This is a genomic window from Bacillus sp. FSL W8-0102 (genome assembly GCF_038007225.1).
Taxonomy (GTDB): domain Bacteria; phylum Bacillota; class Bacilli; order Bacillales; family DSM-4216; genus Bacillus_O; species Bacillus_O smithii.
On sequence record NZ_JBBOWT010000001.1, the window covers coordinates 1915157 to 1941040 of the forward strand.

Annotated in this window: 20 protein-coding genes and 1 pseudogene; 2 read left to right on the forward strand and 19 right to left on the reverse strand. The window is 36.8% G+C overall.

Annotated features, from left to right (window positions below; all coding sequences use genetic code 11):
• Positions 1 to 123 precede the first annotated feature (123 nt).
• The 7 genes from N1I87_RS09160 to N1I87_RS18055 form a co-directional block, all read right to left on the reverse strand.
• Positions 124 to 1041, reverse strand: coding sequence for a hypothetical protein (locus N1I87_RS09160; RefSeq protein WP_025726870.1), 918 nt, complete (start codon positions 1039 to 1041; stop codon positions 124 to 126).
• An 895-nt stretch (positions 1042 to 1936) separates the two neighbouring features.
• Positions 1937 to 2140, reverse strand: a complete 204-nt coding sequence (gene copZ, locus N1I87_RS09165; RefSeq protein WP_341101421.1) for a copper chaperone CopZ — start codon at positions 2138 to 2140, stop codon at positions 1937 to 1939.
• 14 nt (positions 2141 to 2154) lie between these two features.
• The gene (locus N1I87_RS09170) at positions 2155 to 4566 is read right to left on the reverse strand and encodes a heavy metal translocating P-type ATPase (RefSeq protein WP_341101422.1); all 2412 of its coding nucleotides are present in this window, start codon (positions 4564 to 4566) and stop codon (positions 2155 to 2157) included.
• Between the two features lie 15 nt (positions 4567 to 4581).
• A complete protein-coding gene (locus tag N1I87_RS09175; protein ID WP_211235576.1) occupies positions 4582 to 4857 on the reverse strand; it encodes a metal-sensing transcriptional repressor in 276 nt (91 codons plus the stop codon).
• A gap of 644 nt (positions 4858 to 5501) precedes the next feature.
• Complete coding sequence (lgt, locus tag N1I87_RS09180) at positions 5502 to 6308, reverse strand: prolipoprotein diacylglyceryl transferase (RefSeq protein WP_341101424.1); 807 nt, start codon at positions 6306 to 6308, stop codon at positions 5502 to 5504.
• On the reverse strand, positions 6295 to 6441 hold the full coding sequence (locus tag N1I87_RS09185) for an Lmo0850 family protein (protein ID WP_154658014.1): 147 nt from the start codon (positions 6439 to 6441) through the stop codon (positions 6295 to 6297). Before N1I87_RS09185 ends, lgt begins: the two co-directional genes overlap by 14 nt.
• Positions 6442 to 6813: 372 nt before the next feature.
• Positions 6814 to 6996 (reverse strand): DUF2933 domain-containing protein, encoded by a 183-nt coding sequence (locus N1I87_RS18055; protein WP_445285687.1) that lies wholly within the window; start codon positions 6994 to 6996, stop codon positions 6814 to 6816.
• Between the two features lie 465 nt (positions 6997 to 7461).
• Between N1I87_RS18055 and N1I87_RS09190 the strand changes: the two genes are divergently transcribed.
• On the forward strand, positions 7462 to 8169 hold the full coding sequence (locus tag N1I87_RS09190; protein ID WP_341101427.1) for a cytochrome c biogenesis protein CcdA: 708 nt from the start codon (positions 7462 to 7464) through the stop codon (positions 8167 to 8169).
• Between the two features lie 110 nt (positions 8170 to 8279).
• Here the strand turns inward: N1I87_RS09190 and N1I87_RS09195 are convergent, their stop codons facing one another.
• From N1I87_RS09195 to istA, 3 genes and pseudogenes are all read right to left on the reverse strand, one after another.
• Positions 8280 to 9521 (reverse strand): peroxiredoxin family protein, encoded by a 1242-nt coding sequence (locus N1I87_RS09195; protein WP_341101428.1) that lies wholly within the window; start codon positions 9519 to 9521, stop codon positions 8280 to 8282.
• A gap of 159 nt (positions 9522 to 9680) precedes the next feature.
• Positions 9681 to 10445 (reverse strand): IS21-like element helper ATPase IstB, encoded by a 765-nt coding sequence (gene istB / locus N1I87_RS09200; RefSeq protein ID WP_026678561.1) that lies wholly within the window; start codon positions 10443 to 10445, stop codon positions 9681 to 9683.
• Positions 10442 to 11703: pseudogene (gene istA / locus N1I87_RS09205) on the reverse strand (IS21 family transposase). The gene istB and the pseudogene istA overlap by 4 nt, the downstream one beginning before the upstream one ends.
• A 746-nt stretch (positions 11704 to 12449) precedes the next feature.
• Here istA and N1I87_RS09210 point away from each other — a divergent pair.
• Positions 12450 to 13616, forward strand: a complete 1167-nt coding sequence (locus N1I87_RS09210) for an IS256 family transposase (protein WP_341101430.1) — start codon at positions 12450 to 12452, stop codon at positions 13614 to 13616.
• Between the two features lie 455 nt (positions 13617 to 14071).
• Here N1I87_RS09210 and N1I87_RS09215 read toward each other — a convergent pair whose 3' ends face one another.
• The 9 genes from N1I87_RS09215 to N1I87_RS09255 form a co-directional block, all read right to left on the reverse strand.
• A complete protein-coding gene (locus N1I87_RS09215; protein WP_026678559.1) occupies positions 14072 to 14803 on the reverse strand; it encodes an urease accessory protein UreH domain-containing protein in 732 nt (243 codons plus the stop codon).
• A 106-nt stretch (positions 14804 to 14909) separates the two neighbouring features.
• Positions 14910 to 15884: a F510_1955 family glycosylhydrolase gene (locus N1I87_RS09220; RefSeq protein ID WP_025726862.1), complete on the reverse strand. Its 975-nt coding sequence runs from the start codon at positions 15882 to 15884 to the stop codon at positions 14910 to 14912.
• Positions 15885 to 16235: 351 nt separating this feature from the next.
• On the reverse strand, positions 16236 to 16907 hold the full coding sequence (locus N1I87_RS09225) for a response regulator transcription factor (RefSeq protein WP_025726860.1): 672 nt from the start codon (positions 16905 to 16907) through the stop codon (positions 16236 to 16238).
• 2 nt (positions 16908 to 16909) lie between these two features.
• Positions 16910 to 18280 (reverse strand): sensor histidine kinase, encoded by a 1371-nt coding sequence (locus tag N1I87_RS09230; protein ID WP_341101431.1) that lies wholly within the window; start codon positions 18278 to 18280, stop codon positions 16910 to 16912.
• Between the two features lie 175 nt (positions 18281 to 18455).
• The gene (locus tag N1I87_RS09235) at positions 18456 to 19706 is read right to left on the reverse strand and encodes a hypothetical protein (RefSeq protein WP_025726858.1); all 1251 of its coding nucleotides are present in this window, start codon (positions 19704 to 19706) and stop codon (positions 18456 to 18458) included.
• Positions 19707 to 20400: 694 nt separating this feature from the next.
• Positions 20401 to 20526 carry a hypothetical protein gene (locus N1I87_RS09240; RefSeq protein ID WP_269318616.1) on the reverse strand — a complete coding sequence of 42 codons (126 nt, stop codon included), beginning with the start codon at positions 20524 to 20526 and terminating at the stop codon, positions 20401 to 20403.
• 994 nt (positions 20527 to 21520) lie between these two features.
• Positions 21521 to 23902, reverse strand: a complete 2382-nt coding sequence (locus tag N1I87_RS09245) for a heavy metal translocating P-type ATPase (protein ID WP_025726856.1) — start codon at positions 23900 to 23902, stop codon at positions 21521 to 21523.
• Positions 23903 to 23925: 23 nt separating this feature from the next.
• On the reverse strand, positions 23926 to 24318 hold the full coding sequence (locus tag N1I87_RS09250) for an ArsR/SmtB family transcription factor (protein WP_025726855.1): 393 nt from the start codon (positions 24316 to 24318) through the stop codon (positions 23926 to 23928).
• A gap of 560 nt (positions 24319 to 24878) precedes the next feature.
• Positions 24879 to 25865, reverse strand: coding sequence for a cation diffusion facilitator family transporter (locus N1I87_RS09255; RefSeq protein ID WP_025726854.1), 987 nt, complete (start codon positions 25863 to 25865; stop codon positions 24879 to 24881).
• Positions 25866 to 25884 lie beyond the last annotated feature (19 nt).

A 25884-nucleotide genomic window follows, 5' to 3' on the forward strand; every position in this document is an offset into this window, starting at 1 on the left:
AAAATAAAAACAGTCAACGTAGGTTTTCGCAATTTAATCTTGTCACTTTAACGGTTTAAAGATTGGCCAAGCATGATATATAGCTTAGTTCTGGCAGGCCATCTTCGAACATATCTACTCCTCTCACATTTGCATGACTCTTCCCTTTTGCTTCATCTCTATCTTTTTATAGGCCAGCACCGCAGAAAGCAGGAATATACATGTGATAAACGAACCTAGAGGCAACTTTGCTACAATCTCATCCGGGAAGACAAACGGCAGAAGCGGAAAAGCATATACTGCAGGGACACGGATGCCGACAATATATAACAGTATCAGCATCAATATCATATCTAAAAACGTTGCCAATATCCACGAATCAATAGAAAAATATAATAGCGTTCCAATGGTTGCAGAAATGGTTAAGACAAGTCCTTGTTTAAAAGCCATTTTTCCGTTGTACATCGGTTTTTGAAGCGACTCAAATACGACAACGAGTATCGGCGGGATCACTGCCAATTGGTAGCCAACAATCGAACATAAGGCAATCCACACAAAGATCAGTACTAAGAACACGACCATGTACTTGTACTGTATCTTCACTTTCTTTTCCAATCCTTTATGTAACCCAAATATGAGAACCCCAAGCATCAATAAAAAGGTAAGAATAAACACGGATATCACAAATGACCATTCCGTTGCATTCGTCACTACTGGCAACAATCCTGTTGCAATGGAAGGTCCTAAGTTCGATTGAATGATCCGCAAAAAAAGCATCATTAGAATGAGGGTGAGGATGACTTTTCCTAAATAAGAAATGGGTAATTGATTCACCACGAAACCGATCAAAGCAGTAATAGACGGAGCAAGAAAAATCTTGGATGGCTGTCTTATCCATCCTGCATCTCGCCACACCCACATGGCAATCGCCATTGCCGCTACTTCTGGCAAAATATTTTCGTGATCTTTTAATATCACCGAAGTTGTCATCATCGCGATGATATAGGCAAAACTTATAATATAGGAAATCATAACTTCTTTCTTTGAAACAGTTGAGTCCATATTCGTATACTCCTTTTTTGTATTAATCCAAATACTGTTTCTATGTTTTCTTTCGGTTTTAGCACAAATATCGAATGATATCAAAATTTATATAGTTATACTCATGATTTCATATATGAATCCAAATGATCATTGTCCGTTAAGCACAAAAAATTTCATCGTGGTTTGGCTGTCAAACTCTTGTCGTGCCAAAACGTTGACAACGTTGAATAATAAGAGATCATGGATTTGTGATCCATGATCTCTTTTATGTGCGCCCGGCATGTACATGAACTATAGGGTGTAAGTCCCGAACCCCGAAGACAGAAGTAGAGGTTAGCCAAGAGCAAGGGTGTCCGTGGTGACGCGGAATCTGAAGGAAGCTGGAGGCAAAACACCGGTCCGAGGAACACGAACCTCATATAAGGCTAGGTATGATTGAGTGAGTTTGCATAACAAAACAAAGCTCTTTCTGTCGAAGGTCATATCGAGTAAATGAGGCGGATAGATGGTGTGAAAGTGCATGTACTTACCCGGGGAGGTCTGGCGGATATGTGAAGTACTCTTCATAACCTACTTAGTGATAAGTAGCTGAACCGTCAGAAGTCAGCAGAGGTCATAGTATTAGTTGGTCTAGAACAACTAAGAAGGACCGAACAATTAAGAGAGAATAGCCCTTGGTATTCAGTGAGTCATGATGAACACAGAAAACGTAGTACCTCACTTGAGGGAGGAAGCGGTGAATCCCGTGGGAGACCTCTTGGAGGGTGGAGTGACCACTGGCATAAAGAGAACAGCTATTCACGGAAGTTATAAAGACTTGCGTCAATGATCTTAATTGAACCGCCGTATACGGAACCGTACGTACGGTGGTGTGAGAGGACGGGAGTTAATCGCTCCCTCCTACTCGATTATGTTATTTCACATCGTAACCTTGTTCTTCAATGGCTTCTTTCATTTTTTCTACACTGACTTTTGTCTCATCAAAAACTACATCCACAGTGCCTTCTTTTAGATGCACATCTACATTTTTCACACCATCCAGCTCTTTAAGAGCATTTGTTACGGCCATTTTGCAGTGTCCGCAAGTCATTCCTTCGACGTTTAATGTAATGTCCATTAAGAATTCCTCCTTTATATCGTTCCATTTTCTATTTTCACGCGTTTCAAACGAAGCGCGTTTGTCACAACCGATACAGAGCTGAATGCCATAGCCGCTCCCGCAACCCAAGGCTCCAATAATCCAGCTGCTGCCACAGGAATGCCAATAGAATTATAAAACAAAGCCCAAAATAGATTTTGTCGAATGTTTCTCATCGTTTTACGGCTTAACTCAATCGCATTTGGAATATGTGCCAGATCTCCGCCAACCAACGTTACATCAGCCGTTTCAATCGCGACATCCGTTCCTGTGCCGATGGCCATTCCGATATCCGCTTTTGCAAGAGCGGGAGCATCATTGATCCCATCGCCGACCATCGCCACTCGTTTTCCTTGTTTTTGGAGTTCTTCAACGATTTTCGCTTTGTCTTCAGGGAGCACTTCGGCATACACATGATCCACATTCACTTGCTTCGCTATCGCTTCAGCCGTGCGTTGATTGTCTCCCGTTACCATGTACACTTCTATACCCATTTGTTTTAAAGTTTGAATGGCTTCTTTGGAGCTTTCTTTTACGGTATCCGCGACAGCAATGATGCCGGCAATCTGATGGTCAATGGCAACCAGCATGGCGGTTTTCCCTTGTTTTTCAAAATCCGCCATTTGATTTTCATGCTCGGATATGTCAATCGAGTGTTCCTTCATCAATTTTCGCGTTCCAACAAGAACATGTTTGCCTTCAATAACAGCTTCAATTCCGTGGCCGGGAATGGCGGAGAAATGCTCCGATGGTTTTATGGAAATCGCTTGTTTTTTTCCGTATTCCACTATCGCCTGGGCCAGCGGATGTTCAGAAGCGCTCTCGGCTGAAACGGCATAATCAAGCATGCCATTTTGAAACTCTACTACATCTGTTACTTCTGGTTTTCCCTTTGTAACAGTACCTGTTTTATCCAGCAGCACAGCATTGATTGTATGCGTTCCTTCTAAATACTCACCCCCTTTAAAGAGGATCCCTTTTTCCGCCCCTTTACCGGTTCCGACCATAATGGATGTCGGAGTGGCCAATCCAAGCGCACAAGGACAAGCGATGACAAGAACCGCAATGGCCACTTCAAGCGCCTTTGGCAAGTCACCCGGTGCCACCATGAAGTACCATAACATGAACGCCACAACAGAAATTCCTACCACAATGGGTACGAAAATACCTGAGATGACATCAGCCAAACGCTGAATCGGTGCTTTAGAACCTTGTGCCTCTTCTACGATTTTAATAATATTGGCAAGGGCCGTCTCTTTTCCTACCTTTTCTGCTCGAATGGTCAGTACGCCATTTGTATTCATGGTGGCTCCTATGACAGCGTCTCCTTCTTTCTTATCAACCGGAATCGATTCACCTGTAATCATCGATTCGTCCACTGAGGAAACTCCGGCGATTACAGTACCGTCTACCGGTATTTTTTCTCCGGGCTTGACGAGAATCGTATCACCGATCACCACTTCTTCAAGCGGAACTTTTACTTCTTGCCCATTACGGATGACAAGAGCTTCTTTTGCCTGCAGACTTAACAGCTTAGAGATAGCTTCTGTCGTTCGCCCTTTCGCCAATGTTTCAAAATATTTTCCAACAAGTACAAGGGTTATCAACACGGCACTTGTTTCAAAATACAATTTGGGCATATATTCGGGATTGGCTAAAGTTTTAAAAGCTTCATACAAGCTGTAAAAGTAAGCGGCCGATGTTCCAAGAGCTACTAATACATCCATGTTGGCGCTTTTGTTCCGCAATGCCCGATATGCCCCAACATAAAAAGGACCGCCTATGTAAAACTGAACGGGTGTCGCTAATAGAAGCTGGAACCATGGATTCATTAATAAATGCGGCAGCGGCAAGCCTAAATCAACAGGCATATGAGCAATCATCGTATAAAGCAAGGGCAATGATAAGATGATCGAAATAGCCAGCTGTCGTTGCTTTTGTTTCAGCTGCACTTTTCTTCGATCAGCTTGATCTTGTTCTTCATCGTGGATCTGTCCCATGTAGCCTAGCTTTTTGATTTTTTCTAAAATATCTTCTACAGAAGAAACGCCTTCATTGTATTCTACAACCGCACTGTTTGTCGCCAGGTTAACAACCGCACTTGTAACGCCCTCCATGCGTTTTAGCCCTTTTTCGATACGAGTCGCACAGGCCGCGCATGTCATCCCTTCAATATCCAGCGTTACTTTTTCAGTCGCAACGCCATATCCTAATTTGTTAATTCTTGTTTGAATATCGGCTACACTTTGTTTAGCCGGATCATATTTAACCGTTGCTTTTTCCATCGCTAAATTGACATTGGCTTCTACTCCATCCATCTTATTCAGCACTTTCTCAATACGATTGGAACAAGCGGCACATGTCATACCAGTCACCTTCAACGTAACGAGCTTTTGTTCACTCATCAATCTTTCCCTCCTTTACTTTGAAAATTGCCGAATGACGTCCATCAATTCGTCGATCGATTCTTTTCCGTTGCCTTCGCGAATCGCCTTGGAAACGCAATGATTGACATGGCGTTCCAACAAGTTCAACCCGACTTTGTTTAACGCGGCTTGAATTGCGGAAATTTGAACCAAAACATCGATACAGTAACGATTATCTTCGACCATCTTTTGCACACCGCGCACTTGTCCTTCAATACGTTTCAAACGCTTGATGATGCTTTCGATTTCTTCTTCGGTTCGCGGAACCATTTTTGGATTTATATGTTGTTCTTCACAGTGAGTCACTTAGGTTCACCTCGTTGATTATAACTATTTTCGTTTATATACATTATACCCGTATAGGGTATATAAAGCAACTGATATCTTACTTATGTATGATTGATTTTATATGTATCATTTTTTATTCCTATTTTGGATCAACGTGATGTACATTATTCAATTATTTCCTGTTTAAAGCTGCATGGATAAAAAGGAATTGGTTCTTTAAGTCAAATTACCAACATAAATTAAACTTTTTTATTTAGTAATTTGATTAAATTTATATTAATTCAATTTGAATTTCCGACTGACAACTATCCTCGCGGAGAACTTAATATCGCAGGTTATAAATAACCATTTAACCTTTATATGAGAGCAGTCTTCCTTCCAATACAATTATTAGATGGTTTTGAGAGTACAAAAAGAAATATACAAGAGCAAATTGAAACACATATGAAAGGGGCCGAGTTCGAAAATTCATAATCATAATTTTTCTACCTTATTGGCAATTGGCACAATTTCGACATACTCCGCTCCTAAACCATCAATCTAAAAATAATAATAAATTAAAACATAGTGTGTCAGCGGCAAAAGAAAGTATTTGTTTTGATTATCAAAGACAGGATATTTGTAATTTAATCTTTATACCTAGCTGTTAAATCTTTTCTAGTACGTCTGTATAATATAAGAATTGTGCACGTAACCACTAAAACAATAGACAAAACTTGAGCCATTCTTAAACTGTCCGTTAGCATTAAACTATCCGTTCTCATCCCTTCAATAAAGAATCTACCAATCGAATACCATATAACATAAGTCAAGAATACTTCTCCACGTTTTAAGTTTATACGTTGTAATACCAATAAAACCAGAAACCCTATCAAGTTCCATAGAGACTCATACAAAAATGTTGGATGATAATAACTTCCTTTGATATACATTTGATTAATGATAAAATCGGGCAGGTGAAGACTTTCTAAAAACTCTCTTGATACAGGTCCACCATGTGCTTCCTGATTCATGAAGTTTCCCCAACGCCCAATCGCTTGCCCCAGTATAATGCTTGGTGCTGCGATATCCGCCAATTTCCAAAAACTCAAATTCCTTTTCTTGGCAAAAACGACAGTCGTGATAATAGCACCTATTAAAGCTCCATGAATGGCGATTCCGCCTCTCCATATAGCTATAATCTCTTCGGAATGTTGCGAATAATACGACCAATTAAAGATGACATAATAAATTCTTGCAAATATCAACGCTATTGGGAGGGCCCATAAAATAAGATCAGAAAATACCTCTTTTTGTAATCCCCTTTTTACTGCTTCATTAGTAGAAATATATAATCCTAACAAGAGCCCTGTACCAATAATAATTCCATACCAATGAATACTAAAAGGACCTAATTGCATTGCAATGGGATTTAAAGGTTTAATGCTTTCCATCTGCTAAAATCTCCCTTCTTTCCTTTTCCCATAAATTTTCGAATATAGCTTTTCTTGATTTTGTTATTTCTGCTGGTATACCCATTGCTCTAAGACGATTTATGATTTGAAGAACTCGCATTTCATTGTTCATCCTATTCCAACCTCATTTAGCGGTAAAATTATTTACTCGTTCCTTGAATTGAGCGTCTTAATGGTTAATAACTATACCTCTTCCATTAGTGAAGACTTTTTGATCTTGCTTTTCATACAATCCCCTTGAATCAACGGTTCTAAAAATCCAGTGAAAGCATTTTAATAAATAAATTTGCAGAAATTATGTAGAAGAAGTAACAAAATAATAAAGATGACTTATTTCAATTAATCGGTTCATCCTCATTATCAAGAAAATGTTCAGTGTAAACCTATAGATGATATACGTTCAGGCCGGCATTGTACGTTGAAATTCTAAAAATTCAATTAGATATAAAGAAACCGTCAACTAATTAAGTTGACGTTTCACAACTCATCTACTTTTTAATTGTCTTTTTAATTGTTCATTGTCTGACTGTAATTTTATAATCTGATTCTGTAATTCATTGATGGAATGATTATCAGAAGAATGATGATTATGATGCTTATGTCCTCTCATACAAAATAGCATCATTAAAGGACACAGTAACAATATTAAGAGATTAGCCCAATTCATTTTTTCTTCCCTTTCTTCTCTTATATTTAGTTTACAATGACGTTTATGCAATGATTATGAAAAAGAACCTTTCGTTATTTTGTTAAGAGTTATCTCCAAGAGTTATTTCTTTTCTAATAAATTGAAACTTCACCGTCTTTTCTTTCTTAAACACTACAATATTAATGGTTATAGCTAACTTTGTCTATTATCTGTAACCCCTCCCTTCTTCACATATGTTTGGAAATATCAAAAATAGTACAGCTTTTTCATATTAATTTATGATCATATTAAAAATGAAACATGGAGATTTTATGGAGGAATTTAGAAAATTAAGTGACAGTAATATTGTTAATAAGAAATTTATTTAAATTTTATATGATAAGAAGAATACATTTCTCCATAAAAAATGCATAATTTTATTTTATAATCAAGATAATATACCTTTCGTTAGAGAAAATCGAAGAAAAAAGGATGGAAACCAATATGAGGGATATCAATGTATTTCTAGCATTCGGAGCGGGATTGCTCTCTTTTATTTCCCCCTGTTGCTTACCATTATATCCTGCTTTTTTATCTTACATTACAGGGGTATCAGTTGATGAAGTAAAGAAAGAGAATGTAATGCTTCAAAAACGTGCTATGCTTCATACACTTTTTTTCTTACTCGGTTTTTCTGTCATCTTCATTGCTATTGGTTTCAGTACTTCTGCACTAGGAAAAATTTTTGCCGATTATCAAGATTTAATCAGACAAATTAGCGCCTTACTAATTATCTTTTTCGGTTTAGTAATATTAGGTGTATTTTCACCAGCTTTTATGATGAAGGATAAACGGTTCATCTTTCGCAACAAGCCCTCCGGTTATTTGGGTTCAATCTTAATTGGAATAGGATTTGCTGCAGGCTGGACTCCCTGTACAGGACCAATTCTGGTATCGGTTATAGCGTTGGCAGCTACCAAACCAAGTGCAGCAATTTTATACATGTTCGCCTATGTATTAGGTTTTGCCGTACCATTTTTCATTATGTCATTTTTTATTGGCAAACTAAATTGGATCAAAAGATATAACTCAGTCATCGTAAAAACCGGGGGATTTCTTATGATTGTCATGGGAATACTGCTGTTTTTTGATTGGATGACAAAAATCATTATCTTTTTTACAGGTTTATTTGGGGGGTTCACAGGTTTTTAACTGTTATGATCCGAAAATAGATATAATCATGAATTAACAGTTATAAGCATTCTTGATACTGTCAACTCAGACGGGACCATATCCCCCCTAGCTATAAAAATATTTAGTGTTTATTGAATACTTGTGATAAAGCGATCCATCGTTTCATAAGACATAGGACCTACATACTTGTCTCTAATAATTCCATTTTTATCGATGATATACGAAGTGGGGATCGTTATTATGCTGTATAAATTACTGGTCTCTCCTTTTTTATCAAGCACGATTGTAAATGTCATTCCTTTATCCTTCACAAATTCTTTCACTGCATTAAGACTACTTTCGCTATTCGTTAAGTTTACTGCTAATATATCTACATTGTTATTTTTTTTGTCTTCATAGAACTTTTGAATTTCCGGAATTTCTGCTCTGCAAGGCGGACACCAAGTAGCCCAAAAATTCAATATAACCGTCTTTCCACGAAAATCAGACAACTTCACTTTATTTCCCGAAATTGAACGTAATTCAAAGTCTGGGGCAACTTCCCCTTTATTAGTCCCGATTTTGCCTGAAACAAGTGAGTTAGACATAACTGTATTAGGAGATACTATTCTCCCTGTTTCCTGTTGGTTTATAAGCATAGGAGTTATGGAAAGACTTAAAATAATAGCCACTAAAGCTATATTATTTGCTACATTTCTCCGCCCCTCTTTCTCGTCCATAGCAGCCTTTTTCCTTCCTTGTTTCTCTGACCAGTACGAAATACATAAAAAGATAATAATTATAGAAATATATACCAATACTTCTTTTGATATTATCCCAGCATATACAAATTTGGTTTTATATAAGGCTATTTCAAATTGGATTAAATGAAACCATATAGTAATTTGTAGTAGAGTTTTTTGGGATTTGAATCGTGATGATAGTATAAAAAAGCAAACCGCTACTATAGCTTGCAAAATGTTGGGATAATTTTGAGGTTCTTCAATTACGCGTATCCATACAAAAGCACTAAAATACCCAAAATATACTGGAACCACTGCCCGTGTGTAAGAATCCATTGGAATATTTTGTTTTTTTATTTTTAACCAAGTGTAGATTATGATAAAAAGAATCCCAATACCGATTCCAACATATCCGCCGTTAAAATAAAGTATGTTCATAGGATTTTGAAGAACTGATTGGGGGTGTAAAACGACATAGCTTAATTTCCAAATTAGAACTCCATTAATAAAACTGTTGAAAATTAAATCCATGATGTTTCTTTCTATTTTTAATATCCTAACACCGTAATAAAACATCACATAACTAATTAACAAGCCGATTAATAGATAAATATTTTCATTTTGAACTATAATACTATTAAATTGCATTAACCATCCCTCCCCAAATTTATGTGATTCATTCATTTTAAATTAAAAATATGAATTAATTGTGGAGAAACATATTGAAAATTCAGTTTTTTAGTCATTTGTCAACACCGATTGAAAATTCCCCAATTTCAACGAAATGAAATTCCCCATTTTGAACGATTAATTCGATAACTGGGCAGGATAAAGACCTGCTTTTTTCTTTTCTCGTAGGCGGTAAGAATCTCCTTTAATGTTAAAGGTAATGGCATGATGTAAAAGACGATCTAAAATGGCTGTAGCTAATACATCATCGCCGAATACTTTTCCCCATTCGAGATAGGTTTTATTCGATGTAAGAATCATCACTCCTTGTTCATATCGTTTCGATATGACTTGAAAAAACACATTCGCCGTTAGTTCATCAAAAGGAAAATATCCTACCTCATCAATAATGAGTACGTCTGGGCGACTCCAACGATTGACTAAACGTTGGAGAGTCCCTTTTTCGTTTGCCTTTCGGCATTCTGCCACTAAATCGCCTGCGGTTACAAATAAAGCGGTATATCCTTGAGTAATAGCTTCGATCGCAACAGAAATGGCTAAATGTGTTTTCCCAACACCCGGTGGACCTAGTAAAATTCGAATTTCCCCATTGGCAATAAACCGACAGGTAAGCGTTTCTTTTACTCTCTTTTCACTGATACTCGGTTGAAAAGAAAAGTCAAAATCATGAATCGTTTTGATATAAGGTAGTTTTGCTCGTTTCATTCGCTTTTCTAGTTGCTGAGACTCTTGATATTCCATCTCTTGTAAAACAATAGTGTTTAGAAATTCAGAATATGATACATTATCTCTAGAAGCGTCTTCTAATAAATGATCCAGTTGGTGGGCTGTGTGATGCCAACCGAGTTTTTGTAATCGTTCGATTAACATGTCCTTCATCATACAGTTTCACCTTCTTCCAATGCTGCGTAAGCAGCGAGAGGACGTTGTTCTACTTTTGGAGATGGGGCAGAAGATGAGAGGTCGTTGGTCGCCAAACCTTGAACGCCTTTTATTTTCTGTCCTTTTTCGTTTGAATAGATCCCTTCACAATGTTCCATTTGGATCTGTGCGGATGCCTGCCCAATCCATATCGGATGTCTCGCGATACATTCCTGTTCATCATAAATCTCAATATGATGGTTAAGCGTTTCTTTTATTTTGACCGTTTGTCCTGCGTAGCGATAGGGAACAGAATATTTTTTCCTCTGTATGAAACAAAACAATCTTGACTGACCTCTCGTGTTTCCCAACGATTCGTAGGGAATAACGGTTTGACTCCCCATGATTGAAGGAACTTCTGTTCCTTCTCAAAACGTTGAATCGGCGGTTCTTTCGTTGTTTGATTCGGTTTTCGATTGGCCACTTGATCCAGCCAAGTTCGAATGTCTTCGTTTAAGGCTTGAAGAGTAGATTCGTGCTTTCGTTGAAAAAAATTCTCTTTTAAATACTTGACTACTCTTTCTACTTTTCCCTTTGTTTGGGGACGTTTCGGTCGACATGCATTTGGAATAATACCGTAGTAGGCTAGAAAATCCTCAAATTTTCGGTTAAATCGAATTTCCACTGGAGTATGTTTGAGAACAACGGTTTTCATGTTGTCATAGAGAATTTGTTCAGGAATACCGTTAAAATAAGCAAATGAGTTCATATGGCATTTCATTAAGGTTTCCATATTCATATTGGTGGTAAACTCCACATATTTCATCCGAGAATAACCAAGTACCATAACGAACGCATAAATATCTTGGTATTGATTGGCCACCATATACTTTCCTACGTAGGCCCAGTCCATTTGGGCTTATTTACCTGGTGGTGTTTCATACCGTAAGGTAGCTTGTTTCTTTGGCTGTTCTCGATAAGGTCGAACAAAATCTCTTAATATCGTGATCTTGCCGGTGTATCCCATCGCTTGTATTTCCTCTAAGAGAACGACACAATTTGTGGTCCCTTCTTGTATTCGTTGAAGAAGATAGTTTTTATAAGGATCGAGTTTACTTTCTTTCTTTTTCTTATTGACTTTGCGCTCTGGAAGCTTGTCCTCCTTGAGATACTTATGGATGGTTTTCCGATCAAACCCTGTTTCTTTAGCAATCGCTGTTTGTGTCCAGCCTTTCTGATACAACTCTCGAATCATAAAAAACTCCCCAATCTTCAGCATCGTTTCTCCACTCCATCTAAGACGTTGTTTCGAAACGATTATCTGTTATTATTGGGGAATTTTAAACCGTTGTTATTGGGGATTTTATCACCGTTGATTACACCGCTGAGAGAAATAATGGTTTTCCATCCCTAATATGTATATAAATGAAACGGACTCCACTTTCCATGTAAGGTCCCTTAAATACTCAGAAACTAAAAACTTCTTAAAAAAAATAGCAATAATCATATTTAAAATAAATACACTGACTATTAACGTAATTAGAAAACTGTATAAGTATGCAATTGTATTTTTTGGAGAAGACTGTTTTCGCATTTTTACTCTCCCTTATAAATTCTATTATTAATATCTATGAATGGAATCAAGTAAATAGAATAAAGAACTAAGATTTTTAAAAATAATGGCGCATAAAAAATATATTTCTTTAAGAGCTAACCTTCTCTATTCTCTAAAGTTCGTTAAATATCGATATCACAGAAGTGCTTACGATAGGAGTAAAAACTAAAGAAGAAGACATGTAATATAAGAGGTCAAGTTGAATGAGGATGAGAGGTTACTATGTTCATAAAAAGCTAAAAAACAAAAGAAGCTGTTGACAATACTCTCTTATCAACAACTTCCTTCATCTATATAAATTGAATTGGATGATGTATAAAATTTTGTGTCAAGCATTTAGTTAGACCAAAAGAAAAAGGTAGGGTATTCTCTGATTTGGCAAAAATCTTAGAGAAAGGAGTACCCTACCTATGTCTAAAAGTATATCGAATATAGATTGGATGAATCAACTGGAAAACGTTATTCGTGAGTTTGTAAAGGAAAAATTAGAGCTGATCATGAAGGAAGAAATCCAGACTTTCCTCGAAATGGAACAAGAGGGAACGTCGAATAGAAGAAACGGCTATTACCATCGAAACCTAGACACGCAGTATGGTCGTATCGAAGGACTTTCTGTTCCAAGAGACCGAAACGGGGAATTTCAAACGCAGCTGTTTGCCCCTTACCAACGCCATACGGGCTGGCTCGAGGAAGCCGTCATCAGGATGTATCAAAGTGGCATGAGTACGCGTGAAATTGGCAAGTTTATTGAACGAATTTTAGGCAATGCCTATTCTCCTGCAACGATCAGCCGTATGACCGATGTAGTGAAGGAAGACATCGAGAAATGGCACCATCGTCCACTATCCAAACGTTATTCTGTCTTATATTTGGACGGCTTGTACGTGAAACTTCGCCGCGATACGGTAGAGAAAGAAGTCATTTATGTGGTGTTAGGAGTGAATGAAGAAGGGTATCGAGAAATTCTGGATTTCTTCGTGGGAGGACAAGAAAGCGCCTATGGATGGCGGGAGATTCTCCAACAGCTCTACAAAAGAGGCGTCAAGGAAGTGCTTCTGGGCGTATTCGATGGACTACCGGGGCTGGAGGAAGCCTTTAAGGCGGTGTATCCGAAAGCCGATGTGCAGCGCTGTGTCGTTCACAAAGTCCGCAACACCCTAAATCGTGTTCGGAAAAAAGACCAATTCGAAGTGGCCGAGGATCTCAAGCTGATTTATCGCGCGCCGAATAAGGAGATTGCGTTACAGATGTTTCAACAGTTTGAGTCGAAATGGTCCAGCAAATATCCAAGAGAAGTTCAATCTTGGGCCAATGAGTTGGATGTCCTCCTTACATTTATGGATTATCCAAGCAGTATTCGAAGTGTGATTTACACGACCAATGCCATTGAACGAACGATCAAAGAGATTCGGAAACGTCTAAAGCCGATGAACAGTTTGAGTAGTTTAGAAGCCGCTGAAAAAGTCGTGTATTTGACCATCCAAGATTTTAATGAGAAATGGGCAGGACGAAAATTACGAGGATTTGCTGAAGCCTATGAAACCCTTCAACAAATGTTTGAAAAACGTTATAACTAACCAAATATTGTAAACGAACAAAATAAAGGGATTCTCCCTTTCCACACAGGAGACTGAATATTCAGTCTCCTGTGTGGAGGAAATCGAACCCCTATCCATTCCAAATCCATTTCAGAGATATCCTATCTATCTTACATAACACAAAATTCTTGACGGTACCTTGAATTGGGGGAACAATTGTATTAAATCGCTTTACTGTGCTCAATATAACGAAAAAAGACTGAATTTTACTATAACTTTTTGGATAGCTGTTCAAATTCGCCTAAGATGATCTCTCCTTTGGCTAATCGTACTTTTAATATTTCAATCGGAGATAACTCTTCTTTATAGTCATTGTTAAAACGATATAAGAGATAAAAACCAACGCCGATTCATACACCCCAGAATAACATTATCCCGATCATCATCGCAGAACCTCCAAACATTCCCATTCTGTTTTCCTCCTTTTCCTAACTTTAGAACCAATAAGTGATGGTGTCTAATATGCCAAGTAAAACCATCACAATGCCAGCTGCTTTCTGAACGAACCTTCCTGCTTGTTTTCCTTTTTTCATTAGAGTACCGCTAAATCCTAAGTACCAAAGGATAAAGATGAAGAAAATAACAGGCACAGAGGTTCCGACGGCAAAGACACTCGGTAATAGCACCCCATAAAACGTTGAATATATAAGAGGCATAAGAGTAACAAAAAACAGCACAAACATCGTTGGGCAAAAAGCTAATGAAAAGCCGAAACCCATTAAAAAGGCGCCTGTTTTGCCTTTCTTTAAAAATCGCTCAGGCACTCTGAACAACGTTAAGTTCCAATACATTTTAAAGAGCCCTAACAAATATAAACCTACAAAAATGAGTATGGGACCGATCAGCTTTCTTAACCACGGAAAATATAATGTTAGTGTACTTTGAATCTCTTTCCCCATCAGCCAGACAATCAAGCCTAAACCAGAAAAAGCAATGATTTTACCCAAAATAAATAGGAGCAACTCTTTCCACGCAATTCCTTTTTGCAAGGACTGATTACTGTATAACGTGATCGCTCCTAAGTTACCGGTGAGTTGACACGGAGCCATTGCTCCCACTATACCAAGAACAAAGGCTGACAAAACGGGAATAGATGTCGTTGTATTCGCAATATTCAGAAATGGTTGACTTAGAAAGTTACTAATTTGACTCAACAATGAATATATCATTCTTATCACCTTCTTCTCTACCAGAATCTATATTGCAGCAATAAATTTTGCAGAAATTATGAAGTGGTAAATAACAAAGACATGCTGGCAACATGTCTTTGTCCTAAATTTCCCCTTTTGAAGCTAGCTTTGTCCAGTTTTCACCGTTATTTTTTGTCATAAAAATATCCCCAGTCATGGTGACGATCACAATTTCCTTTTCATTTGCCGGATTAGAGGCTATATACATGATATGGTCTTTTTCATCCAGTGCAGGAACAGAAAGAACTTCCTCCTGTTTTGAATCTAACGATTGTTTTATAAGTATAGGCTTATTATTCTCTACAGCAGCAAATAAAATGGATTTTTCTTGGAATACAAAAGTTGTCGTATTAATTTTTCGAGTAAACCGTTCAAACGTATTTCCATTATCTTTTGAAACGAAAATTCCTTCTGGCGTACTAATTCCGACCATATTTTCTTTTGTTGGGTGAGCAGCAATCGTTCCTGCAGAAGTTTGCGGTAATCCATTTAGTTGACTTTGCGACCACGTTTTGCCGTCGTCTTTACTGTAATATACCCCTTGTCCTAGTGTTTTGTTTTCTACTTGATTCACTACATAAATTATGTGAGTTTTATAGCCAACCGTCATATAATGGAAATCAGATTCTTTATAGAATCCTAAGTTCATTAATGTTTGTCCATTATCAAAACTTTTTACAAGGCCAAGAGGATTTCCTAAAGAAGAGCCTTCTTCTGGATGTCCCGATGAATAAAATCCATCGTCTGTTGCAGAAAAGCCCATATAATCATGTTTATTTGATGTCGTTTCATACCACCTGTTATTTTGGTAAACGAGTAAACCTTTATGTGTTGCAAAGTAAATGGCATTTTTATTTCCTGCATAACCAATTCCATGCAAATGTTCGAATTTTCCTGCTTTCTTTTCTTTAAAGAATGGATTATTTGTAACAGATACGTTGGATTTTGATTGATCTTTACTAGTAATAAAGGATTGATCTTTGTTATTTGATGATGAACAAGCGCCTAGGAGAAGTATGGTGGATGTTAACATAATCGCTTTAACCATTTTTTTCATTACTGATGCCCCTTTTTCGTTTAATAGGTAGATATATTATTTTTTTAATTTTTTTACAGAAATATTTATAGAATTTAAGAAGTTTATTTCCAAAAAACTTCGTTATAATTCTTTCTAAAATCCTTGAAGTTATGTTAGTTCCTAAATCCATTGCGATATAATAAACGGAGATCATTTACTTCAATTCTTTCCCTGTAAAATTTAAAAACGTGCCTTTCTAAAATCAAAATACGTTCATCTTGGTACAAGTACTAAATCACTGAAAATAATAATTAGCACAATATTAGAGAGGTAAACAACATTTTCATATTAATTGAATAGTGTAATGATTTGCATGTTCATGCTCTCATCTTATACCTCCCATTTATATCCTACCCCCCAAACAGTTTGGAGATATTGATCTATCGGAAAACCAGCTTGTCTAAGTTTTTCTCTAATATTTTTTATATGAGAATCTATTGTACGTTCTTCTGTGATTGCGTTATAGCCCCATAATGACACGATGATTTGTTCTCTGCTAAATACTCTGCTTGGATTTTTCAGAAAAAGCCCTAATACAGCAAACTCTTTAGGTGTTAAACAAATAGGCTGGTTTTTATATTGAACTTTATGCTGGCCTTCATCCCATACTAAACCTTGTAACTCAATTTTTGAATGTATCCCTATCGAACGGCGTAGTACAGCCTCTATTCGAGCAAGCAACTCGGATTCGTTAAATGGTTTTGTGATATAATCATCCGCCCCCATTTTAAGTCCTTTTACTTTATCCAATGTTTGATCTCTTGCAGTTACCATGATAATAGGGATATTAGAAAATTCTCTAATTCGTTTACAAGTTTCCCAACCATCCAGTTCCGGCATCATTATATCGAGCAAGACTAAATCAGCTTTGTTCTTTTCTAAGTACTGTATCGCTGATAAACCGGATTCACACTTTACACAATGATACCCTTTAGGCGAAAGATAAAGATCAAGTAAATCTAACATTCGTTTTTCATCGTCAACTAGTAAAATCGTGTACATTCTCATCCCTCCTGTAATGTAATCATTACTTTTGTTCCTTTTCCGTAGATACTATCCGCATAAATAGAACCTCCATGAGCTTCAATAATTTCTTTTACTATTGCTAAGCCTAATCCCGTTCCGCCGTTGGTTCTTGATCTTGATTTTTCCACTCGGTATAACCGTTCAAAAATATGCGGCAAATCCTCTTCAGGAATTCCCGTTCCTTCGTCCGAAACAATCATTACAATGTTCTTTTTCTCCTCCCTTACATCAATAGTGACGGTAGAACCTTGATCGGAATATTTTAAAGCATTGTCTAACAGATTCATCATTACTTGCTCAAAACGTTTTTGGTCTATGTGGGCAGTAATGTTCCCATCACAGTAATAGACAAGAGACATGTTTTTCGCTTGAAAAGCAGGATTCATTTTGTCACATAATTTTTTTAAGAATGCACATAAGTTTGTAGGTTCCTTATGAATGTGAAAGGAATGTTGATCCATTTGTGCTAACTCAAAAAGATCTTTTACTAATTTTTCCATATGCTCTGCTTCTTCATAAATAATGGACAAATATCGATTTCTCTCTTCTTCTTCAATATTGGGCCTCCTAGCGATGTCAGCATATCCTTTTACATAAGTCAGCGGAGTACGAAGCTCATGAGATATACTAGCGAGAAATTCTTTTCTTTCTTTTTTTAAGAATTCCAAATCCAGCGCCAATGTTTGAATGGCTTTCCCTAATTCCGCTAATTCGTCTCCCCCTTTTACTTGCAAACGAACAGAAAAATCACCTTTACTTAATTTTTCGGTCATCTGTTTCATACGAATGAGAGGTATGGTAATGACTCTTGATAAGAAAGCAATGGTAATAATGGTTAAAAATACAGAAAGAATTCCAACCATCATAAAATGGTGCTTTAACTTGTAAATCATATATTGAATAGAATCGGTATTTTGAAACATATAGACATATCCTTTTAGCTTGCCGTTAATCCGAATCGGGCTTACGGTTGCAATATGCGACTCCTTTTGCCAGTTTTTTTGCACTATCATTCCACCATAGGGAATGTTTTTATTTGTTTTTTTAATGATTCTTTTAGCAACTGGTAAAATATTCTTTGAAAAATACAATATATTTCCCTTGTCATTGGTAATCACGACGTCTGTCTCCGCTTCAGACTCCATCAATGTGACATGTTCTAATGTAGAAGGATTATAATTTTTTTCTAACACATCACGGTGACTGTTCCCTCTTGCTAATAGTTGCTCAAATTCCTCATTAATTCTCGAATGAACCAGAGTAACATATAAAGACGCAAATAAAACCGTCTCTACTCCTAATACAAATACAAAAAATAATAATCCTAATTTGAACGAAATTTTTCTCACTTTTTTTCCCTTCCCATTCAGCCCATAGCTATTTGAGTCCTTATAAATTGGAGAAGAAACTAATAGGAGATTCATTGGTTGAATTTTTAGCCTTAATCTGTTCCTCTCCCTTATTCATGGAGTATTTGTATTCTATTATTCCCCAATTTTCCATCGGAGTGAAACGTATAGATACTTATCCAACATTTCTCGAAACTTTGTCTAAAACACCAATGTCATTACCAAATTTGCACATCGCATCACAATCACATCGAAGGTCAGAGAATAATATGTAAGAAATTTGGCAAGCATTCGAATGTCGAATAGAAGGCCTTAATAGTTGTGCTTTTATCTCTTTCTCGCGTTTATCTGGAGCAACTAAATAAAACTTAGTTTCGTTTCCATTCATAGTTAAAGCCAAATCAAAGAGTCTTAAAATCCCTGAATAAATAGATGTACTTTTTTCAACTTCAAATGCGCCAACAATTCTTTTTTCTTTGTCTAACCAAATAACATCAATTAGTGCGACGGTTTCCTTTACTGGCTGAGGGATATTTGGCAGATTTAATCGTTTTAAGGAAAATTCTCCCAACTTTTGGTTATTCCATTCTCTTTTATGATCATTTTGGGCAATCCATACATCATAACCAAGTGATTTTCCTAACCTTGCTAAATGATATTGCATTTCCGAATGGTCATTTTCCTCGATCGCATCATTTATCACTTCAGTATGACGTTTCATTTTTGCTTTTGTTTGTTTTTCCATACTTTCTAATGTGATTTCATAGTTTTCGCTAATTACTAATCTCCCCGTTCCAATTTCAAAAAAGAGTCCTCCTATTGCACCAAGGTCCTTGGAAAGTAAATTTCTATGTTTCTCATTAAAATCTAAAATGATTCCTCTCATTTTTAAATATTCTTGCCATGAACCAAGCTTAATTTTTTGGTCAAATAGAAGATTAAACCCTTTTACAATAGCTGTATTAAAAGGCGGGAAAAAAGTTGGATGAAGAAAATAGAGAATATTAGCTACAGCAGGTCCAAGCCCTTTAATTTGTAATTGGTCTAGTTTTACTATTTCTTCTACAAGTTGCTTTTCTGTTGTCGCTTGTAGACATGATTTCAAAAATCTGACAAAAGCCTTTTTATTAAGTTCATTTTCATAAATATCGGGTATTCGTAGTTTTGGTTTCCAATAAAATGCATGGGCGGCTCCTTCAAAAACTTGTTTTTGTTCTGCAATGGCTGTCACAACAATTTCTAAAGAGGACCCCTTAAAGTCGTTTCCGAATGTATTGTTTTCTATATCGTTAATTACCTCTATTACACCGTTTCGAATAGTACGGAATGCTTTTAATCTTTGGTCATTATCTATAAACCAAGTTTGGTAGACTGATTCCATGTCAGATCGATACTCTTGAATCATCCTTACGAAGTTAGTCCCCATGACAGTTTCTCCTTCCCATTGAACAAATAATTCCAGAATTAAAATATGCATTATTTTACACGATAAATTTGGAGAAATTATGAATTTTAATAAATGGAACAATTTAAATTCGTCATAGAGAATAAATATTTTGTTACTACCATTCCTTTCAGTTTAGTAAAAAGCAGGATTATTTACTGCTTCAGGGGAGAGTGAATATAAACTGTCCGCAACTAGAAAGGAGCAAAGAATAACAAGAAACGAAAAAAATTATTTTATAGATAGAAGTATTTATAAATAAACAGCAGGTTGAGCTTATAAGACTGCTGTTTTTTCTATTTACGGAAATTTACGGAGGGACAATTCTCGAAGAAGTATGGATGATTAAAGAAGTTCGAGTAAAAGGAAGGAGAGGTTTTTTTACTTGTCAGAATAAACAAAAAAATTTAAGGATAACAAAAATGAAGTTAGAGGTGCCCAAAATTATGGGCATTCCGAAATGGGGAAAACACGGAAGAAATATTGCCAAATCTCCTGTAGTGCTAGACTGCATCAAATCCTTGGGAGAACGAAGGGCTAGAGAGTCTTTAACAACAAAACGAATATATTCGTGAGACCTAACAGAACCGCCGCATATGCTGAAATGCACGTACGTTGTTGTAAAAGGAGAAGGGTTATTTACCCTCTCCTACTTAATTAGCCATATAAAGTTGTTTTAGTCTTTATTGCGTAATGCTAATTTTACGGCAAAATAGACAACTAATCCAATGATGAACAGGTTAAGGACCCAGCCGAAGAATCCAAATCCCATCATTCCCCAACCACTCATCATACCATCCATTATGATCATCACCTCACACATTATCTAGCTGTGCATTCCTTCGCTAATGGAATCATCCGAACGAAATAGGTATCTTCCCTGACCGTTACTATTCAAAAATACCCCTATACCTATTTATAATACTAACGTATCAGCAATTATTCCACTTATAAGCTTTTTCATGATTAACATCTCCTTTTTTATTTACCTTCATACCTTCATCGTAAAAACCAACTATGAAAAACCGATGTAGAAATTGTGGATATCTTATGAAGATGTATGAATGATTATTCCATATCTAATCCAAGAAAAAACGAGAAATATTAAGAATACCTAAAATAGAATGGGATGTGTCCGAAATTAGGGGGGCAATTCGCTTATTATTCTAATACTCTCAACTCTCTCAATTATAAATAAATGAATGATCCTTGATATGATTGGTTTTTCTGTTTTTCATATTCACATAATAAAAACGATGCCAAATTACTCATGTTGTTTTGTTGCTTCATTTCATACACCACATAACCGACATATACTCCCATAAGGATATTTATAATTACCATTCATCCACTAGCTATCTTATATTCAACAACTATTAAATAAAGAAGTGACGGCAAATCACATGCGCTGCCTCTTGTGGATTACAAACTTCCATATTCACAAATGGTATTTGAACATCGAATCATTTTTCTTACTGTGTTTACGTTACACTAAATTCCCACAAAACCCCGAACCCTTCTCTTTCGTCCCTTCACCATAGTTTGGGATTTAAACAGAATTAATGACAATAAGTTAGCTAGATTAGAGCCACTGTCAATCTCTCCTTCTTCAGCTTTGGTTATCGAAAACACCAGCTTTTCTCTATCCATTCTTTTTATAAGTCATTAAACGGATAATATATGTGAAATACATCTATTGATTAAATTTTCATAATCCTTTGAGTGCACCATACTTTTCTTACGCAAAGTGCTCAAATACACAAACAAAGCCAACCATAAACTGGTTGGCTTTGTTATTATAATGTTTGATTCACTCGTAACACCCTCATGGCATTTAGAACGGCTAGTACTGTGACACCTACATCTGAGAAAACAGCTTCCCACATTGTTGCAATCCCAAAAGCACCTAATAGAAGGAAAATTCCCTTCACTCCTAAAGCAAACATAATATTTTGCCATACAATTCTACGAGTATGTCTTGCGATACCAATGGCCATTGGGATTTTAGAAGGTTCATCTGTCATAATGACGATGTCTGCCGCCTCAATGGCTGCATCAGAACCTAATCCCCCCATTGCTATGCCTACGTCTGCTCGTGCCAGAACAGGTGTGTCATTAATACCATCACCGACAAACACGAGTTTTTCCTTTGGAGATTTTTGTGCATCTAACTTCTCAATTTCTGCTACTTTATGTTGCGGCAACAATTCGGCATGTACTTCATCAAGTCCTAACTTTTTGCCTACTGCATCTCCGACTGTTTTGGCATCTCCCGTCAACATGACTGTCTTTTTAATACCTAGTTTCTTTAATGAACGGATAGCTTGTGCTGAATCTTCTTTTACTTCATCTGAAATAACAATGTATCCCGCATATTGTTTATCTACTGCGACATGAACAATGGTTCCAATTTCACTTGGCTCTTTGAAAGAGATTTGTTCTTTTGTCATGAGCTTTGCATTCCCAACTAAGATTTCTTTTCCATTGACTGTTACTTGAATCCCATGTCCAGAGATTTCATTATAACCTTGGATAGCCTCTTTTTTAATCACTTGCCCATATGCACTGCGAATAGATTGGGCAATAGGATGGTTGGAATGAACTTCTGCAAACGCTGCATATTCCAACAATTGTTCTTTAGACATTGCACCCGTTGGATGGATACTTGTTACGTTAAATACACCTTTGGTTAACGTACCCGTTTTATCGAATACAACATATTTCACATCATTTAAAGCTTCTAAATAGTTACTACCCTTTACAAGGATACCCGCTTTGGATGCAGCACCAATTCCCCCGAAGAATCCGAGTGGGATGGAAACCACAAGCGCACATGGACACGAAATAACCAAGAATACCAATGCACGATACACCCAATCTGAAAACGTCGCTCCACTTACTACAAGTGGTGGGATTAATGCTAATGCCGCTGCAATGATCACAACTACAGGTGTATAATAACGAGCAAATTTAGTAATAAAGTTTTCTGTCGGTGCTTTTCGGCTACTTGCATTTTGGACAAGGTCTAAAATCTTAGATACAGTTGATTCTCCAAATCCTTTTGTAACCTCTACAGTTAAAACTCCATTTTTGTTAATGAACCCACTTAACACAGCACTTCCAACTTCTACTTCCCGTGGTACTGATTCTCCAGTTAATGCAGAGGTATCAACCATAGAATTACCTTCTACGATTTTCCCGTCTAGTGGTATTTTTTCACCAGGTTTTACTACGATGAGATCGCCAATTTTTACTTTTTCTGGCGACACTCGTTGTATATCGCTTCCGACTTTTACATTAGCATAGTCCGGGCGAATGTCCATCAATGCACTAATGGACTTACGAGAACGATTGACTGCAATCCCTTGGAATAGTTCGCCTACTTGGTAGAACAGCATAACAGCTACCCCTTCAGGATACTGTTTTACGGCAAATGCTCCGATAGTCGCAAGGGCCATCAAAAAGTGTTCATCAAATACTTGTCCTCTCAGAATATTTTTGGCAGCTCGTAGAACAATGTCTCCCCCTACAATAAGATAAGCAATAAGAAATAACCCGAGCTCTCCCATGCCAGAAACAGGTGCAAACATCCCAATACCAGCTAAAATGGCACCAATCCCTAATCGAACCAACATTTTTCTCGTATTTTCACTTCCGTGATCATGGCTATGGCCGTGGTCATGGTCGTGGTCATGATCATGATCGTGCGATTCTGGCACGACTTCCACCTCTGGTTCTAGTCGTTTAATAATCTTTGTCGCTTCTGCTTCTAATCGATCTATGTCATCCGGATTAGCAGTTTTCATAATCAATTTTTTGGAGACAAAATCGACGGTAGATGATGTAACTCCCTCTAGACGTCCTACGCCTTGTTCAATTTTTGCAGCACAATTCGCACAATCTAATCCTTTTAAGTATAAAGTACGAGTAAAGGATCCTTTTTCTTGTACGTTAATATGCGGTTCTAGCACTTTTACTTTTTTCCTTACCTCTGACACAACTGTTTCCTCTTGTGTCTGTTCTGTTTCTAACGTGAGTGTCTTGGTTACAAAATTAACCGAACAATCTGAAACACCTGCTATCCCTTTTACACCATTTTCAATTTTCATGGCACAATTCGCACAATCCAATCCTTCTAACGCAAATTCTCGCTTTATCTTCTGTTTTTGCTCTTCCATCCGTTTCTCGTCTCTCTTCCCCTTTATATTTTATCTTCATTAACGTGTTGCAATACTTGATCAAAAATCTGAATGATATGACTATCAGCAAGTGAATAATACACTACTTTTCCTTCTTTTCGATTTTTTACTAGCTTGGCTTGCTTTAATACCCGCAACTGATGAGAAATAGAAGATTGCGACATACCGAGTAAATACGCTAAATCACATACACACATTTCCGATTCAAATAAAGCGTATAAAATACGTGTTCTTGTTCGATCACCAAGTATTTTAAATAGTTCCGCCATCTCAGTTAAGACTTCTAGACTTGGGATCTTTTCTTTAACCTTTGATACGACTTCTGCATGAATAACCGTTCTGTCACAAGTTTCTTCACATACTTCTACTGTCTCAGGTCGTTCTTCTGTTATCATTTTATTTTTCATTTACTCACACCCTTTTATATATGAACAACAATTCATGTGTTCATATGTTTGCTTTTATTATATGAAGCATATCTATGATGTGTCAATAAAAATTCGCCATTACAAAGGATAATATATAAAACACTCTTATCAACTTGTAAGGAAGATATGATGAGGAAACATTTGGAACAAATCAACAATTTGCTCATTCAGACGAATCTCATCACAATCACAATCATCACCATGATCAGGATCACGTTCGTGTTGAACAAGATATAACTGATTTACATTCATATTTAGTTGCTGAAGGCAAATTGATTTTTGGATAAAAAGTCAATAAATTAATGAAAGGTTCTTCATCCCATGGGGGGGAAAATGCTAAAAGATGTATGTCATATTCCATACTGAATAAGATTTGGGAGCAGTTATAACAAAATAACCAAGTAATTTACAAATTACTTTTATTTTCAATCTGCCAAGAAATAAAAATGTCTAAATGTTTTATTTAAGGTGAAAAATAACGGAGATGCCTACAATTTAGGAATCTCCGTTTGCTCTGGATAAAAGAATTAATGGTTATGGTGATGCTCACGACTATGATCGTGTTCATGATCATGAGAATGCTGAATTTCAGCGCAGATAAGCGTATCCTCATGAGGTATGTTTGGGTCTTCAATTTGTATGGTGGAATGTTGAATACCTTGCATTTTGAGCTGCTCATTAATCTTTTCTAATATTGATCGACTTTCGCTTAACTTTATATTTTCATTTAACACAGCATGACAAGTTAGAAAATTTTGGCCGGTTGTTTGCGCCCAAACATGTAAATCATGGACACTTTTTACCCCATTTACTGATCTTATTTTTTCTGAGAGTGCGTTTAAGTCAATATTTTGTGGTGTAGCTTGCATTAAAATACGGAAACTTTGCTTGATAATGTTCCATGCACTAAATGCAACTAATATTGCAATGAATACACTTAGAATCGGATCGACAATTTGCCAATTAGTAAAATAAATAATAACCCCTGCAATGATAACACCTGCCGATGCTCCAACATCTCCTATAACATGTAGAAGAGCCGCTTTGACATTTAAGTTTTCTTCATCTCCTTTTAATCGAAAGATAATGAAAATATTGACCACTAAGCCTATTCCAGCTCCTATAAACATCCCCCAGCTTCCAACGGGTTCGGGATTAATCACCCTACCAATGGCGGAATAAAAAATCCAAAAAGTGACTAAAACAAGTGTTAAACCATTGATAGCTGCGGCTATAATACCTGCACGCTCATAACCAAATGTCATTTTCTTGTTTGGCGATTTTTTTGACTGTTCTAAGGCAAACCAAGATAGACCAATTGCGGCTACGTCTGTCGCCATGTGCCAAGCATCGGCCAACAAAGCCAGGCTGTTTGAAATAATACCAAACACAATTTCAGCAACTAAAATAATCATAGCTAAAAAAAATGCTTGTTTCATTTTCCCTGATGGTGCGTGGCTATGAAAAATATTACTATGATCATGAGAATGATTATGGGAATTTGTATGCGCCATTATGGCTCCTCCTCTTTTA

Coding starts and splice junctions, on each gene's coding strand:
- N1I87_RS09160 (WP_025726870.1), bottom strand. CDS start 1,041: ATGGACTCAACTGTTTCAAAGAAAGAAGTTATGATTTCCTATATTATA.
- copZ (WP_341101421.1), bottom strand. CDS start 2,140: ATGGACATTACATTAAACGTCGAAGGAATGACTTGCGGACACTGCAAA.
- N1I87_RS09170 (WP_341101422.1), bottom strand. CDS start 4,566: ATGAGTGAACAAAAGCTCGTTACGTTGAAGGTGACTGGTATGACATGT.
- N1I87_RS09175 (WP_211235576.1), bottom strand. CDS start 4,857: ATGGTTCCGCGAACCGAAGAAGAAATCGAAAGCATCATCAAGCGTTTG.
- lgt (WP_341101424.1), bottom strand. CDS start 6,308: ATGGAAAGCATTAAACCTTTAAATCCCATTGCAATGCAATTAGGTCCT.
- N1I87_RS09185 (WP_154658014.1), bottom strand. CDS start 6,441: ATGAACAATGAAATGCGAGTTCTTCAAATCATAAATCGTCTTAGAGCA.
- N1I87_RS18055 (WP_445285687.1), bottom strand. CDS start 6,996: ATGAATTGGGCTAATCTCTTAATATTGTTACTGTGTCCTTTAATGATG.
- N1I87_RS09190 (WP_341101427.1), top strand. CDS start 7,462: ATGAGGGATATCAATGTATTTCTAGCATTCGGAGCGGGATTGCTCTCT.
- N1I87_RS09195 (WP_341101428.1), bottom strand. CDS start 9,521: ATGCAATTTAATAGTATTATAGTTCAAAATGAAAATATTTATCTATTA.
- istB (WP_026678561.1), bottom strand. CDS start 10,445: ATGATGAAGGACATGTTAATCGAACGATTACAAAAACTCGGTTGGCAT.
- N1I87_RS09210 (WP_341101430.1), top strand. CDS start 12,450: ATGTCTAAAAGTATATCGAATATAGATTGGATGAATCAACTGGAAAAC.
- N1I87_RS09220 (WP_025726862.1), bottom strand. CDS start 15,884: ATGAAAAAAATGGTTAAAGCGATTATGTTAACATCCACCATACTTCTC.
- N1I87_RS09225 (WP_025726860.1), bottom strand. CDS start 16,907: ATGTACACGATTTTACTAGTTGACGATGAAAAACGAATGTTAGATTTA.
- N1I87_RS09235 (WP_025726858.1), bottom strand. CDS start 19,706: ATGGGGACTAACTTCGTAAGGATGATTCAAGAGTATCGATCTGACATG.
- N1I87_RS09240 (WP_269318616.1), bottom strand. CDS start 20,526: ATGGATGGTATGATGAGTGGTTGGGGAATGATGGGATTTGGATTCTTC.
- N1I87_RS09245 (WP_025726856.1), bottom strand. CDS start 23,902: ATGGAAGAGCAAAAACAGAAGATAAAGCGAGAATTTGCGTTAGAAGGA.
- N1I87_RS09250 (WP_025726855.1), bottom strand. CDS start 24,318: ATGATAACAGAAGAACGACCTGAGACAGTAGAAGTATGTGAAGAAACT.
- N1I87_RS09255 (WP_025726854.1), bottom strand. CDS start 25,865: ATGGCGCATACAAATTCCCATAATCATTCTCATGATCATAGTAATATT.